Origin of the sequence: Streptococcus sanguinis, from assembly GCF_008329445.1 — a bacterium.
Classification (GTDB): domain Bacteria; phylum Bacillota; class Bacilli; order Lactobacillales; family Streptococcaceae; genus Streptococcus; species Streptococcus sanguinis_O.
The window spans coordinates 39,179-54,287 of the sequence record NZ_VIBR01000003.1 but is presented as its reverse complement, the minus strand read 5'-3'; the positions used below and the strand labels follow the sequence as shown (position 1 = coordinate 54,287).

The 15,109-nt window shown below is 45.0% G+C and carries 19 protein-coding genes and 1 pseudogene; 2 read left to right on the top strand and 18 right to left on the bottom strand.

Annotated features, from left to right (window positions below; genetic code table 11):
* Positions 1-68: 68 nt before the first annotated feature.
* From ytpR to FKX92_RS07250, 3 genes are read right to left on the bottom strand one after another with little or no spacing between them, the layout of a single operon-like run.
* Positions 69-695 (bottom strand): YtpR family tRNA-binding protein, encoded by a 627-nt coding sequence (gene ytpR, locus FKX92_RS07260; RefSeq protein ID WP_060976223.1) that lies wholly within the window; start codon positions 693-695, stop codon positions 69-71.
* Positions 692-1,027 carry a thioredoxin family protein gene (locus tag FKX92_RS07255; protein ID WP_149565948.1) on the bottom strand — a complete coding sequence of 112 codons (336 nt, stop codon included), beginning with the start codon at positions 1,025-1,027 and terminating at the stop codon, positions 692-694. The genes ytpR and FKX92_RS07255 overlap by 4 nt, the downstream gene beginning before the upstream one ends.
* Positions 1,024-1,311: a DUF4651 domain-containing protein gene (locus FKX92_RS07250; RefSeq protein ID WP_002903480.1), complete on the bottom strand. Its 288-nt coding sequence runs from the start codon at positions 1,309-1,311 to the stop codon at positions 1,024-1,026. Before FKX92_RS07250 ends, FKX92_RS07255 begins: the two co-directional genes overlap by 4 nt.
* Before the next feature lie 170 nt (positions 1,312-1,481).
* On the opposite strand from FKX92_RS07250, the gene pepA reads away from it, so the two are divergent.
* Together pepA and FKX92_RS07240 are read left to right on the top strand one after the other, a co-directional pair.
* The gene (pepA, locus tag FKX92_RS07245; protein WP_149565947.1) at positions 1,482-2,546 is read left to right on the top strand and encodes a glutamyl aminopeptidase; all 1,065 of its coding nucleotides are present in this window, start codon (positions 1,482-1,484) and stop codon (positions 2,544-2,546) included.
* 119 nt (positions 2,547-2,665) lie between these two features.
* Positions 2,666-4,150, top strand: a complete 1,485-nt coding sequence (locus FKX92_RS07240) for a DUF1846 domain-containing protein (protein ID WP_149565946.1) — start codon at positions 2,666-2,668, stop codon at positions 4,148-4,150.
* Between the two features lie 54 nt (positions 4,151-4,204).
* On the opposite strand, the gene FKX92_RS07235 is transcribed toward FKX92_RS07240, so the two are convergent.
* The 15 genes and pseudogenes from FKX92_RS07235 to FKX92_RS07165 all read right to left on the bottom strand — a co-directional run bounded on the left by FKX92_RS07235 (position 4,205) and on the right by FKX92_RS07165 (position 15,006).
* Entirely contained in the window at positions 4,205-4,639 is a 435-nt protein-coding gene (locus FKX92_RS07235; protein WP_149565945.1) for a hypothetical protein, read from the bottom strand.
* 9 nt (positions 4,640-4,648) lie between these two features.
* Complete coding sequence (locus FKX92_RS07230) at positions 4,649-4,813, bottom strand: hypothetical protein (RefSeq protein ID WP_149565944.1); 165 nt, start codon at positions 4,811-4,813, stop codon at positions 4,649-4,651.
* Positions 4,810-5,013: a helix-turn-helix transcriptional regulator gene (locus FKX92_RS07225; protein ID WP_002896748.1), complete on the bottom strand. Its 204-nt coding sequence runs from the start codon at positions 5,011-5,013 to the stop codon at positions 4,810-4,812. Before FKX92_RS07225 ends, FKX92_RS07230 begins: the two co-directional genes overlap by 4 nt.
* Before the next feature lie 148 nt (positions 5,014-5,161).
* Entirely contained in the window at positions 5,162-6,199 is a 1,038-nt protein-coding gene (locus FKX92_RS07220) for a sensor histidine kinase (RefSeq protein WP_149565943.1), read from the bottom strand.
* Complete coding sequence (locus FKX92_RS07215; protein WP_149565942.1) at positions 6,166-6,864, bottom strand: response regulator transcription factor; 699 nt, start codon at positions 6,862-6,864, stop codon at positions 6,166-6,168. The genes FKX92_RS07220 and FKX92_RS07215 overlap by 34 nt, the downstream gene beginning before the upstream one ends.
* A gap of 12 nt (positions 6,865-6,876) precedes the next feature.
* The gene (locus tag FKX92_RS07210) at positions 6,877-7,599 is read right to left on the bottom strand and encodes a lantibiotic ABC transporter permease (RefSeq protein WP_149565941.1); all 723 of its coding nucleotides are present in this window, start codon (positions 7,597-7,599) and stop codon (positions 6,877-6,879) included.
* Positions 7,599-8,387: a lantibiotic ABC transporter permease gene (locus tag FKX92_RS07205; RefSeq protein WP_149565940.1), complete on the bottom strand. Its 789-nt coding sequence runs from the start codon at positions 8,385-8,387 to the stop codon at positions 7,599-7,601. The genes FKX92_RS07210 and FKX92_RS07205 overlap by 1 nt, the downstream gene beginning before the upstream one ends.
* A 1-nt stretch (position 8,388) precedes the next feature.
* Positions 8,389-9,096 carry an ABC transporter ATP-binding protein gene (locus tag FKX92_RS07200; protein WP_149565939.1) on the bottom strand — a complete coding sequence of 236 codons (708 nt, stop codon included), beginning with the start codon at positions 9,094-9,096 and terminating at the stop codon, positions 8,389-8,391.
* Positions 9,050-9,238, bottom strand: a complete 189-nt coding sequence (locus tag FKX92_RS07195; RefSeq protein WP_149565938.1) for a hypothetical protein — start codon at positions 9,236-9,238, stop codon at positions 9,050-9,052. Before FKX92_RS07195 ends, FKX92_RS07200 begins: the two co-directional genes overlap by 47 nt.
* Positions 9,231-10,151 carry a hypothetical protein gene (locus FKX92_RS07190; protein ID WP_149565937.1) on the bottom strand — a complete coding sequence of 307 codons (921 nt, stop codon included), beginning with the start codon at positions 10,149-10,151 and terminating at the stop codon, positions 9,231-9,233. Before FKX92_RS07190 ends, FKX92_RS07195 begins: the two co-directional genes overlap by 8 nt.
* 235 nt (positions 10,152-10,386) lie before the next feature.
* Positions 10,387-11,199 carry a 2-amino-4-hydroxy-6-hydroxymethyldihydropteridine diphosphokinase gene (gene folK, locus FKX92_RS07185; RefSeq protein ID WP_149565936.1) on the bottom strand — a complete coding sequence of 271 codons (813 nt, stop codon included), beginning with the start codon at positions 11,197-11,199 and terminating at the stop codon, positions 10,387-10,389.
* An 87-nt stretch (positions 11,200-11,286) separates the two neighbouring features.
* Positions 11,287-11,841: a GTP cyclohydrolase I FolE gene (folE, locus tag FKX92_RS07180; RefSeq protein WP_002896758.1), complete on the bottom strand. Its 555-nt coding sequence runs from the start codon at positions 11,839-11,841 to the stop codon at positions 11,287-11,289.
* Positions 11,822-13,215: pseudogene (locus tag FKX92_RS07175) on the bottom strand (bifunctional folylpolyglutamate synthase/dihydrofolate synthase). The gene folE and the pseudogene FKX92_RS07175 overlap by 20 nt, the downstream one beginning before the upstream one ends.
* Before the next feature lies 1 nt (position 13,216).
* On the bottom strand, positions 13,217-14,173 hold the full coding sequence (folP, locus tag FKX92_RS07170; RefSeq protein WP_149565934.1) for a dihydropteroate synthase: 957 nt from the start codon (positions 14,171-14,173) through the stop codon (positions 13,217-13,219).
* Positions 14,174-14,367: 194 nt separating this feature from the next.
* Positions 14,368-15,006, bottom strand: coding sequence for a CPBP family glutamic-type intramembrane protease (locus FKX92_RS07165; protein ID WP_149565933.1), 639 nt, complete (start codon positions 15,004-15,006; stop codon positions 14,368-14,370).
* Between the last annotated feature and the right edge of the window lie 103 nt (positions 15,007-15,109).

Here is a 15,109-nt window from a genome sequence, read left to right as displayed (position 1 = left end):
ACGAGCCATAAGTTTCTAACAAAAAAGCTCAGAAATTCTGAGCTTTTTAGAATGTTAAATCCTCTACCTTATCCCTGCCAATGTTTGGCTGGGTCAAAGGCAGTTCCAACTAGTTCACTATCGGCTAATTCAATGATGCCGCGTTTTTGAGGCGCATTAGGTAACTGAAGTTCCCGTGGGCTGCACATCATCCCAAAACTCTTTTCGCCTCGAAGTTCTCCCGGGAAAATCAAATTCCCTTTCGGCATCATAGCACCCGGCAGAGCCACAATCGTTTTGAGGCCGACTTTGGCATTAGGAGCACCGGCCACGATTTGAACGGTCTTATCAGCAGCTACCTGCACTTGGCAGATATTCAGGTGGTCACTATCTGGATGAGCTACCATATCAACGATTTCTCCAACCACAAACTTCGGTTGGCTGTCATTAACCAAGTCCGCTGGGAAGCCTTCCTTGCTCAGCTCCTGATTGAGAATAGCCACTTGCTCATCTGTCAAAAAGACCTGTCCTCGCTCTGCAATTTCAAAAAGGTCTGACTGCTCAAAAATATTCCAAGCAACAGTCTGGCCATTATCTTCGCGGTAAACACGCGCTACCCGTCCTTTGCGCTCAGCTGCCAGTTTAGCTCCTTGATTGTCCGCAGCAATAATCATCAGCACGTCGCCGACATACTCTTTATTATAGGTAAAAATCATTTTACGCTCCCTTTTTCTCTTATACTCGCTAAAAATTCATTGATTTGGCCCTTGGTCTTGCGGTCACGATTGACCAGACGGCCAATTTCCTGTCCCTTTTCCAGCACTACTAAGCTGGGAATCCCGTAAATGTCCCACTCTTTGGCCAGATCCAAATAGGTATCACGGTCCACTTGGATAAAGCGATAGTCAGGATTTTCCCCTTCTATCTCTGGCAAAAAAGGTTGGATAAATCGGCAATCTCCGCACCAGTCAGCCGTGAAAAAGAAGACAGTCTTCTCCCCATCATTGACATAAGAAGCCAATTCCTCTATATTTACAGGAAAAATCATGCTTCTTCCTCGTAGCTTAGCTGACCATTTTCATAGACAAAGGCAAAATGACGGTCGTCCTCTAGGACCAGACCGCCAACCAAGCGGTCATCTGTGGACTCGTAGAGCTTGACATAAAGGCAGGAAATAGTACCCTGACTGGAAAAGAAATCTCGCACAAGCTCGACGATTTCCTCCCGATTACGCAGTCGTTTCTGCTCCTGTACGACTTTGGCTGCCCCAAAAGCCAGCGCTCCAGCCCCCAAAAGGGCGGTTGTGGTTAAAATGATTTTTTTAGCTTTCATGTAGAATATTTTAACACAAAAGAGCAGAGGCGACAAACAATATTCCAGATTTTCCTGGGAGAAGCTGGATTCTTGAATGGGCAGTCCTGTTGATTCAGGCAAGCTACAAGATTTCCCTACTCATTTACCGCAAAAAGTGATAAAATAGGGGACAGAAAGAAGGTAAGTTTATGACAACATTATTTTCAAAAATCAAGGAAGTAACAGAGCTTTCTGCTATTTCGGGTCACGAGGCACCTGTTCGCAGCTACCTGCGGGATAAACTCACTCCCCATGTCGATGAGGTTGTCACTGACGGTCTGGGCGGTATCTTTGGGGTACGCCATGCAGAAGCTGAAAATGCTCCCCGTGTATTGGTAGCGGCCCACATGGACGAGGTTGGCTTTATGGTCAGCGAGATCAAAGCTGACGGGACCTTCCGCGTGGTGGAAATCGGCGGCTGGAACCCTCTGGTCGTTAGCAGCCAACGATTCAAACTCTTTACCCGTGAAGGTCGGGAAATCCCTCTTATCTCAGGCTCTGTCCCTCCTCATCTGACGCGCGGATCTGGCGGACCAGTTATGCCACAGATTGCAGATATTGTCTTTGACGGTGGCTTTGCGGACAAGGCCGAAGCTGAAAGCTACGGTATCCGTCCAGGAGACACGATCGTGCCAGACAGCTCTGCTATTCTCACAGCTAACGGCAAGAACATCATCTCCAAAGCCTGGGACAACCGCTACGGCGTCCTTATGGTCAGCGAATTAGCTCAAGCCTTGTCTGGTCAATCACTAGGCAGCCAACTCTATGTCGGCGCCAATGTTCAAGAAGAGGTTGGCCTGCGTGGTGCTCATGCTTCAACAACAAAATTTGCCCCTGAGGTCTTTCTGGCTGTGGATTGCTCCCCAGCGGGCGACATCTATGGCGGCCAAGGAGCCATCGGAGACGGAACGCTGATTCGCTTCTTTGACCCTGGTCATCTCATGCTGCCAGCTATGAAAGACTTCCTCTTGACAACTGCTGAAGAAGCTGGCATCAAGTATCAATATTACTGCGGCAAGGGCGGAACGGATGCTGGTGCTGCCCATCTCCAAAGTGGCGGCGTACCATCTACTACCATTGGTGTCTGCGCCCGCTACATTCATTCTCACCAAACTCTCTATGCCATGGACGATTTCCTACAAGCACAAGCTTTCCTGCAAGCTCTGGTCAAAAAGCTGGATCGCTCAACGGTGAACACGATTACCAACTACTAATTTTAAAAGGCAGCCCGTTCTTCATTCGGGCTGCTATCTCTTTTATCTGATACTTCCCCTTTCAACTTTCCAATTTGAAGAAAATTTTGTTATAATGCTTAGCAGAGGTGAAAATATACATGAAAAAAATTGCTTTTGATTCTGAGAAATACTTAAACCTGCAGCGCGACCATATCTTGGAGCGCATTAATCAATTTGAGGGCAAACTTTACATGGAATTCGGCGGTAAAATGCTGGAAGACTTCCATGCTGCCCGTGTCCTGCCAGGCTATGAGCCGGATAATAAAATCAGACTTCTCAAAGAGCTCAAGGACCAAGTAGAGATTGTCATTGCTATCAATGCCAACAATATTGAGCACTCTAAGGCGCGTGGTGATTTGGGCATTTCCTATGATCAGGAAGTGCTGCGACTAATCGATACCTTTAACGAGCTGGATATTTATGTAGGCTCAGTGGTCATCACCCAGTATTCCGGTCAGCCGGCGGCGGACCTCTTCCGCAGCCAGCTGGAAAAGAATGGCATCGCCTCCTACATCCACTACCCGATCAAGGGCTACCCGACCGACATGGACCATATCATCTCGCCTGAAGGTATGGGAAAAAACGACTACATCAAAACCAGCCGTAATCTAGTCGTAGTAACCGCACCTGGTCCTGGTTCTGGTAAATTGGCTACTTGCCTATCCAATATGTACCACGACCAAATCAATGGCATCAAATCAGGCTACGCCAAGTTTGAAACCTTCCCCGTTTGGAATCTGCCCCTGCACCATCCGGTCAATTTAGCTTATGAGGCAGCGACGGCAGACCTGGACGATGTCAACATGATCGATCCTTTCCACCTGCAAACCTACGGAAAAACCACAGTCAACTACAATCGCGATATTGAAATTTTCCCAGTTCTCAAACGTATGCTAGAGCGCATCCTTGGAAAATCACCTTATGCTTCTCCAACGGATATGGGCGTCAACATGGTCGGCTTTGCCATTGTAGATAATGATGCAGCTATCGAGGCATCTCAACAGGAAATCATCCGTCGCTACTACCAGACGCTTCTGGACTTCAAGGCAGAGCGCGTTTCTGAATCTGCTGTCAAGAAAATCGAACTCTTGATGAACGATTTGGGCATCACACCGCTGGACCGTAAGGTAACAGTTGCTGCGCGTGCCAAGGCTGAAAGCACTGGTGAGCCAGCTCTGGCCTTGGAATTGCCAAACGGTGAAATCGTAACCGGTAAGACCTCTGAACTCTTTGGTCCTACGGCAGCTGTATTGATTAATGCCATTAAGAAACTAGCCAATATTGCCAAAGAGACCAAGCTGATCGAGCCTGAGTATGTCAAGCCAATCCAAGGCCTGAAAATCAATCATCTGGGCAGCCGCAATCCTCGCCTCCACTCAAACGAAATCTTGATGGCTCTGGCAATCACAGCCATGGAAAATCAAGATGCTGCGCATGCTATGCAGCAACTCGGCAATCTCAAGGGCAGCGAGGCCCACTCCACCGTCACTCTGACTGATGAAGACAAAAACGTCCTGCGTAAGCTAGGTATCCATGTAACCATGGACCCCGTTTACCAGTATGATCGACTTTATAGAAAATAAAAACAAGCTCTGTTAAAAGCTTGTTGAGAAAGCTGGCGACGCCAGCTTTTTTTGTTAATAACGCTTAGACAGGAGAAAACGCAAAAGATAGTAAAGTCCCAAAACCAGAATAATGGTCAGGGTCAGAAACTGATTGAGACTTAAGATGATTGGGAAAATCATAGACAAAACGCTCAAGCAGGCTGCCAGCAGCAAAAGGATATTAAAAAGCAAAGTACGAGTCTTTTCGTCAATCATGCGATTGCGCTCGTCAGTCACCTGAATGTAGAGCTTCTCAAAATTTTCCTCCCGTCTTAGGACCAGATTATACCGAATGGTCATCAAAGAAAGCCCCAGCAGGATGCCGACCATGACTCCTTCCTGCTGATTATCCAGAGAGTGAAAGTGGCTCCAGGCCAGTCCTGCCAAGATGATAAAGGTTAAGATACGCCCCACGATAACTTTCCTTTGAAGTTTTTTCCGAAATTCTTGTTTAGTTAATGTTTCCATGTCAGCCTCCTATTTTTCATACGCTTGAAAAATTTTCAACATCACCACAATCAGGAACATTCCCACGAAAGGCAGGATTTCCTTAGGGATAAAATTGGCTTGCAAATGGAGATAAAATAAGCCAACCACCACCAAAATAGCCAATATCCATTTACACAAATAAGTCCATTTCATGATTCATCCTCCTCAAAGAGAAACACTTCTTCAATCCTTAAATTGAAAAAGGATGCAATTTTATGAGCCAAAAGCAGCGAGGCATTGTAGCGGCCTTTTTCCAAAGAAATAATCGTTTGTCTCGTGACCTCTAGCTTCTCAGCCAGCTCCTCCTGGCTGAGCTTTTTTCTTTTTCGTAATTCTTGAATTCGATTTTCCAAGGCTGCCTCCTTTTCATAATGTAAAACAAACTTTACTTTTCAAACATAGTATAGTCTCCTTTACATATTTTGTCAAGAAGAAAGCGGCAAAAAAGAACTGAAACTTTAAATATTTCAGTCCTTTTAGCATCTTTATTGATTTCCTTTGTTATTTGCTTTTTAAAGCCACAGTCAACTCGACACAGGCTCCTCCTTGGTCTGGACTGAGCAGGGTCAGACGACCACCGTGCAAGAGAGCTACCTGCTTAGAAAAGGCTAAGCCGATACCATGATGGGGATTAGCTGAATTGCGGCTTTGGTCACTCTGATAAAAGAGCTGTTCCGCTCCCAGCAGCATCTCCTCTGAAAATGCAGGGCCATTGTTCCAGATAGAAAAAACCAACTGGTCCTGCTGCACTGATACCATCAGCTTCACTTCCTTTTGGTCCTGATTAGCATGTTCAAGCGCATTCAGTAAAATATTGAGCAAAGCCCGTTTGAGATAGTCTAAATGAATTGACAAAATCAGACTAAGCTCACAATCTTCTTGGAGATAAAAACGATAGCTTTCCTGTTTGCTGAACAGTGCCCAATCGTCCTGGAGATAAGCCAAAAAGTCCCCTAAGGAAAGCTGACTGAACTGATTAGAATCAATCTGAAAAGTCTTAGCGTAATCAATCAAAGAGCCACAATACTCTTCCATCTTGTGACTGGCCTGCAAAATCTCAGCAGCATAGTCTGCCTGTGGCTGGCCCAACTGCGCCAATTCCAAGAGCTCAGCATTCCCTTTAATCACAGTTAGGGGCGTCTTCAAATCGTGCGATGTCGCTGATAGCTGTAAAATCAACTCCTGATTATGCTGCTGCTCTTTTTCTAGAAGACGAGCATTTTCTTGACGGCTGCTCCGTAAATCGCTATAGACTTCTAGCATTTCCTCGATCCGAAAAAGCTGGCTTTGATTGTCTTCTAAAAGCTTCTCGCTCTTTAGCATTTTTATTTCCCTGTCGATTTTTCGGAGTAATTTCAAAATATGATAAAAAGTAATCAGCAGCAAGCTCCCTGCCCAAAAGAACAAGGTGAAAAGAACGTGATTACTTCCTTGCGTAAATTCATAGCCTATAAGCACAAAAATCAAAACATGAAAAAAGACGATTTTTAAACTGGTTGTCCAGACTAGGCTTTTGAAATTTCGGGTTCTAATTGCCATCTATAGCCTACTCCTCTCACTGTTGCGATTGCTTGCAGCCCTTCTTGTTTGCATTTTTGGCGAATCTGATATACGTATTCTGAGATGGAGCGAAGCTGTGTTTCTGAGCTTTCTGGGTAAAGCAAGGTATGCAGGCGTTCAGCTGAAAAGGTCTGCTTGGGATTGCTAGCTAGTAAATGCAGCAACTTAAACTCTCGCTCTGAAAATTTCAAGACTTTACCAAAACAGGCAACTTCATAGCGCTCAGGATAAAATTGACAAGAAGCAATCTCAGAATAGCGCTCCTCACGTCTTTCCTCCCGCCGAAGATGAGCACTGACACGCGCCAGCAATTCTTTGGTTCCAAAAGGCTTGACAATATAGTCATCTGCTCCGCGAAAGAGCCCTTCCACTTTGTCCGCCTCCAATTCCTTGGCCGTCAGAAAGATGATTGGACACGAAAGATGAGGACGAATGTAGGAACACAGCTCAAAACCATTAACAGGCTCCATCATCACATCCAGCAGAATCAAGTCATATCCGACAAAATGCAGCAGCTCTAGCTCTTCTATCCGATCAAGCGTCGTCACATCATAAGCGTCGATCTCTAGGACGTTTTTCACTAGCTTCAAAATGCTCCGGTCGTCATCAACCACCAAAATACGATACTGTCTCATGATTTCCATTATAGCATACCTCTAGCGAACATCTCGTTTCAAGGTTAAGAATATAGCAGAGCTCCAAACCAAAGCTAACCATAACAGCTGTATTCCCAGCCCTGAGAGATCTGTTGAATGCTGAAGCCCTTCATACTCAAAAAGATTTAGGGTAGCCAGATCGGGCAGGTATTTTGCTTCTTTGATGAACATTGCCAACAAACGACTGAGACCAATCAAGAGAGGAAAGAGCACCGACACCGGCACAACCCAAGATTGAAAGAGCAAAGCGAGGCCGGCAGTTAAAAAAGCCAGAAAAAGATTGCTGAGAAGACCAAAAGAGCTGTAATAGAGGAATTTCCCCAGTAAGGACCAGCTAAAGTCTAGGTCAAAACGAGCCAGCATAACAAGGAAACAGCTGCCTATCATGATACTGTAGAGGATCAGGAGCAGCACGGCCAGAAAAAGGATTTTCCCAGCTAACCAAGCCTTTCTATTTGATACAGTTAGAAAATTCGTTCGCATCCCAGACTTGACAAACTCCTGGGCAAAATAGAGGGAAGTAAAGATGACGATGACAGGCTGCGCCAGATAGAGGGCATGCAAAGCCTCGCTCAGAGCCTTCGTCTGGCCAACTGCTGTCTGACTGTAGTCAAGATTCATTAGAAAAAATGGAACAGCTACCAGAGCCACCAAGGCTGCACCAAGAGCGAGATAGTAAGAACGGAACTTAATCCATTCACTTTTAAGCAGAACTTTTATCATCAGTATCGCCCTCCTAAATCAGTCTTCAAAAAGCGCAGAGAGGTCATGCCGCCGATGACTAGTAACCATGCACCAAGTATCAACAGTCCTTGTGAGGGATTGTTGGCATATTGGGAAGTCGGCGTTGCCGCAAACAATTCTCCTGCCGGCTGTGGCAAATAAGCCCCCCAACTCGTGTGAGCAGCTAGGTAGTTTCCTAAATTATAGATTTGGGGTACGAGAAATAGCAGAGGAACTAGCATGGTCCGAGCCCATAAACCTAACAAAAATGAAAGGATTCCCAATAGGGTTAGAGATAAGGTTTTCCACAAAATCAGACTCCAAGCTGCCTGATTGAGCAGAATCGGATCAAGCCCTTCCTTTCCTAAAGCCAGGTGCATGACCATATAACTAAAGTAGATTGATAAAAAGCTACTGGCAAGAGAAAAGCAAGCAAAGGTCATGAGTTTCCCCACAAGCAACTTCAGGCGGTTATTACAGGTCAAAAGACTGGTTCTCAAGCTATGAGACTGAAATTCCATAGCTCCCAAAATTCCAGCTAAGATGACCAAAACCATGCCCACCATAGAGGCACCATTGAGACCTAGATATTCCAGCGGATCAATGGCTTCTGCCAGCCCAGGAACCGTTTCAGGTGTGGCATCCAAGCCGACAGATAAATACTGTCGACCCTCCAGCCAGGATACGACAGGCACCAATAGCAACATGAAAGCCATACTCACTTTGAAAGCCTTGGTTGAGCAAATTTTCAACCATTCTGAATGCAATAAGGACATCGTTTCTTTCATCTTAAACCTCCTCTGTCAAATCAAAGAAGAGATCTTCTAGACTGTCTGAATCTTGCAGCACCTCTTCCAATCGTCCCTGCTCAATAATTCGCCCATGATGAATCAAGACCACATCATCTGTCACCATTTGCACCTCTGACAGGATATGGGAAGATAGAAGTACCGTTTTCCCTAAATCAGCCTGCTGACGGATGAACTTTCTAAACCACTTAATCCCACTTGGATCTAGTCCATTAGTCGGCTCATCTAATATAAGAAACTGAGGATCACCCAGCAAAGCTGCTGCCAAACCCAACCGCTGACCTTCCCCCAGAGACAGGCTTGACAAGAGTTCCTTCCTCTTATGAGCGATTCCAGTCATCTCCAAAACCTCATCGATCCGAGACTTGGGAATGGCATTACTCGCCGCAATAATCCTCAAGTGGTCATAGACCTTTCGATTTGGCAGACCGCCAATGCCGTCAAAGGCTGCACCTACCGTTCTGAGCGGATAGGTCATTGACTGATAGGTTTGCCCATCAAAAGCCGCAGTCCCAGACGTCGCCCGATCTAACCCCAAGAGAATCCTCAAGGTCGAGCTTTTTCCTGCGCCATTTGGGCCCAGAAAAGCTGTAATCCGACCGCTTTTAGCTGTAAAAGAAATATCTTCTAAAATCTGCTTGCTACCATGCTTTTTGCAGACTCCTTCTATTTTCACCATATGTTCCATACTGAACTCCTTTTGATTTTTCTTTAGTATACAGGGGCAAGTTCAGAGAAAGTTCAGACAATAAAAAAACTTGCCTTGCGACAAGCTTCTTTTCTATACTTTCAGTTTTCTCAATATGAATTTCTTTTCTTGACTTACTCACTTAGTCCACCTCTTTTACCATTATAGTAATTTTTTAATTCATCATAGGAGTGAATCTCATGTTCTTGACCATCTACAGAATAGTCAGCTTTGATTTTAACTCCAGACAAAGTTTCCTCTCCCTTAGGCGCAAACCAATGAAGGAGTGTATCGAAGATCTCGGCATTCCCCATTCGATCATAGCGCATGGATAACTTTTCATCTCCCTTAATTATCCCCTTCTCTATATTAGGGAATATACTGAATAGGTTGATGTTAGAATCAGGCTTTACATTACTAGAGTTAGTAATACTTCTATAATCAGTTGCATAGTAATAACCTATGTCAGAAATACGATCACTTAAATTTGTCATGGAAAGTGAAATAACATCTAATTCTTTTGTGCTAGGAATTTTATCTGAATCAGTCGGACTATAATATTCTTCCTTTCCAAGATTATAGTAAAGTTTTTTCACTTCGGAGATAGGTTTTCCAGCTTCTAACACCTCAATATAAATAGTATCTTTATAGGCTGGTCCTCCAAATGTAGGAAGCCCAATACGTATAACTTCATTTTTTTTATTCTTTTTACGAACTTTTTCTAACACATTGACCGTAGAGCCTTTCTGAGTATCTAAATCATAGTAAGAAAAACTAATAAATTCTGTATTTATGCTCTTAGAATCTTTCACTCCTCTTTCCTTGTAGCTTCTGCCAAAAAGATACCGTCCCCCTACTAACACTGTATCAGCACCAGAAAGAATGTATTTCTTTTCATCCCCTAGCACTTTAATTTTATTTATATCCAATTCATTTACTGATTTAATAATTTTGGGTTCAGATTCTTTTTCTGAAGAACTCTGATGAAAATAAACGACTCCAAGAACTATAAAAGAAATTGTTACAATCATCCCAATCCAATATCTATATCTCATCGTCTCATCCCCTTATATCAAAACGTTGTATTAGAGCCTACTAAATTTGAAAAATACTTAGAATCCGTCGTTTGCCAATCTGCATAGGAGAAACCTCCTGTCTTAGATAAACTCTGTAATCCGTCATATATAACCTGAAAACGAATTTTTTTCTTATTTTTATCACTAATAATATGATTATAATTAACTTGAAATGATTCCTTTACATTAAAAAGTCTTACAACGAGTTCTTAGTTTATTTTTCAACCTCATCCCAGAGTTGGCGGATGCTTTTTTTCTGCACCGGATCGACAAAGTGTGGGGCGATTTCCACCAGAGATTGCAAGACAAAAGCCCTATCAGCCACATAAGGATGAGGAACAATCAAGTCCGGACTGTATAGCTCTTCTTGTCCTATGTAAAGGATATCCAGATCAATCACACGAGGTCCCCATTTGACCTCCCGCACACGCCCTAAATCCGCTTCGATGGCTAAGAGCGTCTGCATTAAGTCCTCAGGATTGAGCCAGGTTTCAATTTCAACAACTTGATTGAGAAACGGATCCTGCTCAATGCCACCCCAAGGATCTGTCTCAATACGGCTTGATGCCTGCAAAACTCTTAGATTTTGCTCTGCCATTTTTTCCAGAGCCGCATCCAGATTGGCAGCTGGGCTGCCTTGATTGCTGCCCAGAGCGATAAAGGCTTTCCGCTTTCGACGTACTAACTTGACTGAGCAAGTCTCTAAAGGCAGCGGCACCGGTGCCCAAGGTTTTTTGACCTCCAAACTGACCTTCTGCACCAAAGGATGAGTCAGAAAAATCCGATCAATCAACTTGTGAGCCAGCGTCTCAATCAAGTCCTCCTTGCTTTCCTGACACCAGTGGGTCAAATCCTGAGCCAATTCTCCATAGTGGATAGAAGCTGTCAGGTCGCCTGTTTTGGCAGCCCGAGTCATATCATAATCCAAAATCAGATCCAGCACAAAACGCTGGCCCAATTCTTTCTCTGCTCCAAACAGACCGTGATAAGCATATACTTCCAAATCCTTTATGCGCAGCTGATCCATTCTCTTATCCTTTCTGATTCAAGTTTCTGCATTTCATCCTTGATAAAACTATCTAGCCTTTCCCGACACGCTCCACTACTGATAAGATCAATGTCCCATCAGTTTGTAAGCTTCATTTTTCAGGTCCTTATCTGTCGCTAAAACGCCACGCGCCGCTGTTGTAACCGTTGCAGTGCCAGGCTTTCTGACTCCGCGCATATTCATACACATATGCTCAGCTTCCACCCAGACCAGAGCCCCTTGAGCACCCAGATAGTCCATCAAGGCTTCAGCAATCTCTACGGTCAATCGCTCTTGAATCTGCGGTTTCTTGGCATAGACCTCTACCGTTCGAGCCAGCTTGGACAAGCCTGCTACCCGACCATTAGGCACATAGGCGATGTGAACCTTCCCGTAAAATGGCAGGAAGTGGTGCTCACACATGGAATGAAAGAAAATATCCTTCTCCACTACCATATTATTGTCAATGATTTCAAAAGACTTGGCCAGATGCTCCTCAGCCGTCTCACCCAGCCCAGCAAAGATTTCCTGGTACATTTTAGCAATGCGCTGTGGCGTCTCCTGCAAACCTTCGCGGCTTCCGTCTTCTCCAACCGCCTCAATAATCTGGGCTACAGCTGCTTCAATTTTCTTCGTGTCCATATATGCTCCTATGTTCATTTTTTTTTTTGATAACTGACTTGACTGAGAAGGACGCTCAGCAAAGTCTAACTTGCGATTCTCAAGGATTGATTTTCTAACCTGAGCTAGAAAATAAAGAGAACCCGTAATCAGCAAAAGCTCATCTGACTCATGCTCTACTGCTAAATAATCTGCTAAATAATCCGGCCATTCTTTGTAAGACAGCCCTTGCTGCTCGGCCAAGGCTTGCATACTTTCTTTAGAAAAACTCCGCGGATCAGCAAAGGCTGTCAAGCTTATAGCTGCTTTGGGAATCTTTTGCAGTAGCTCCACCATATCATCCAAGGCTTTGGTTTGGATACAAGCAAATAAAATGTGCTTCTTATAAGTCGGATAATGCTGGTCCAGTGTCGCAGCTAGCGACCGCAGAGCATGGGGATTATGGGCTCCATCCAGAAGAATAAGCGGCTGAACCGATATCCTTTCCAAACGACCAGGCCATACAGCAGCAAGCAAGGCTGTCTCAACCTCTGCTTTTGTCAATAAGGGCAGCGACTGCAGCTGACAGTATAGGTCACACAAGTGCAGAGCTAGTCCAGCATTGTCCGCCTGATGCAGTCCCATCAAAGCTGTTTGATACGAGTCTTTGGCCCGATAGGCATTCGAAAAGGAAAAGCTCTCCCCCTTCTCTGACTCTTGATGTTCCACTTGATAGTCTTGAGACCAAGAAAAGAGCGGGGCATCTTTTTCAGCAGCCTTCTGCTCGACTACTGCCAGAGCCTCCGGCTCCAACCTACCGGTCACCATGGGAACTCCAGGCTTGATAATGCCAGCTTTCTGCTGGGCAATAGCCTCTAGACTGTCCCCCAGCAAGGCCACATGATCCAGACCAACTGTCGTGATAGCAGTCAGTAAGGGCTGGCAGACATTGGTACTGTCCAAAAGCCCACCCATACCGACCTCCATAATAGCCACATCCACCTGCTGCTGGGCAAAGTAATCATAAGCTAGGGCAGTTACAATTTCAAACTCAGTCACTCCCTGTAAACTAGAGTCAGCCGCATGCTGGGCCAAAAGCTCTTGGTAAATAGAAAGTAATCTCTGAAAGTCTTGGTCGGAGATCTCATTGCCATTAATGGCAATCTGCTCATTGTAGCTGACCAGATAAGGAGAGGTAAAGGTGCCAACACGCAGGTCTCGCACCTCCAAAAGTTGGCGCAGATGGGCAATGGTTGAACCCTTGCCATTCGTCCCTGCAATATGAATGACTGGCAGCTGCAAATGCGGATCCCCCCGCAACTCCAGCAAAAGCTCCATCCGCTCCAAGCCAAAATGGGGACTGGCTGTCCGATAGGCTTCCAGCCAACTTAAATCAGGTAATTCTTGTTTTTTCATCTTACTTATACTGACCTAGATTGAGATCTTCTGTCTGCTGCGCTAGACGAATCGCATCGCCAACGGCAGCAGCCATCCGGTGCTTAGCCACTTCGTGCACTCTGACAACTTCAACGCCTCTGCTAGCCGCAAGGGTAGTCAGATGGGCTGAAGCTGTATCACGGTTTTCGAAGCCTTCCTGAGTCTCAGGATTGACCTCAAAGTCGTTTTCTTCTAAGATACTAACGAGAAACCGCTTACGAGAAACCCCAAGAAAAATAGGGAAACCAGCCTGATGGAGACTATCCAGCTCCTGCAAAATGAGAAGATTCTCCCGCTTGGTCAAACCGAAACCAATCCCTGGATCCAGCATGATATTATCACGCGAAAGACCGGCGTTTTCGGCCACCTCCAAAGATTTCTCAAAACACTTCCACATCAGTTCTGCAATCGGCAGCTCTGCAAAAAGAGATAACTCTTCCTTAGTAAAAGCAGGGCTAAAGCCAAATTCTGGGAAAATCCTTGAGCTGGCATGTTGAGGACGAGCCATCACTGGATTAAACATGACAATGACTGGCGCGCCATATTTCGCAGCAGTCTCTGCCATCTTTTCATCACCCAAAAGACCGGTAATATCGTTGATGATATCTGCACCCGCAGCCAAAGCCGCTGCTGCCACTCCCGACTTCCAAGTGTCCACAGAAATCAGAATATCACTTTCCTGACGAATAGCTTCAATGACTGGCACTACCCGCTCTATCTCTTCTTGAATAGCCACAAAATAATGACTGCCTGGCCGAGTAGACTCACCACCAATATCCAGCATGTGAGCTCCCTCAGCAATCAGTTTTCTAGCCTGAGCCAATGCCGTCTCAACCGTGTTGTAGCGCCCACCATCTGAAAAGGAATCCGGCGTCGCATTGATAATACCACAGAGGCCCGTTCGGCCATCTGGAACAATTGCTTTTAGATTTACCATTTGACTTTCATCTCATTTCTATTTGCTGCCCTGCTCTTCAACAAAAAAGGCACACTCATCTAGTGTACCGCAAAGCTCTCAGCAGATGCAGCATCCAGTCCTATGAACTACACTCGACTTCACAAGAAGACCTTATCTAGTCCCTTGTTTCATTTACCATTTTACCATAATTCTTCTATTTGACAAAACACTTTCTAAAAGCAAAAGGGTAAAAGGCTGAGAATAATCATATTTCGGAGAATATGGGCCAGCATAGACAGCTCCAAACGCTGAAAATAAGGCCTGAGGAGATGGGCAAAGACTAGTCCCAAAACTAGATAGGAGAGAAAACACAGAGTCTCCTGAGGATTTTTCGCAAGGGAAAAGCAGAGCAAACCTAATGCAATCCCCCAGCTCTTCCGATAGCGAAGGGAGAAGTCACTGTCAACAAATTTCGGTGCTGCAGGGGATAAAACGGCTATATCAATCCCCAGAAGCAAAAGAGAAGATGACAGAAAACTCTCCGTTAGTACCTGCTCCAACGCCTGAGCTGACTCGACCTCCTTGCCACACAGCAGAAGAACCCCCGCAGCATTGACCAAAATCATCAAAAAATACAAGAAAAGCAGGTGTCGATAATTGCTTGACTGACGCAGGGAACCTTTGATTTCCTGCAGTTGTCTGGAAAAATAAAAGGCACAACAAAAAAGCAATCCCAGCAAGCCCACCATAAAAAGCAGATTAGCCTGACTAAAGACCAAGCGATGAGGCATTGGATGAAGCATGAGTAGCAATCCCGTCTGAGTTAACATAGCCAGTAGTAACAATTGAATGATTTTTTCTAATTTCAGCATATTCTCTCCATTCTTCTCTTATCATTATAGAAGAAGTAAGAGCAAACTGGGAGAAATCCCCTCAAATGTCCTAATTTGTGCCTCAAATGACAAAAAAAGCAGA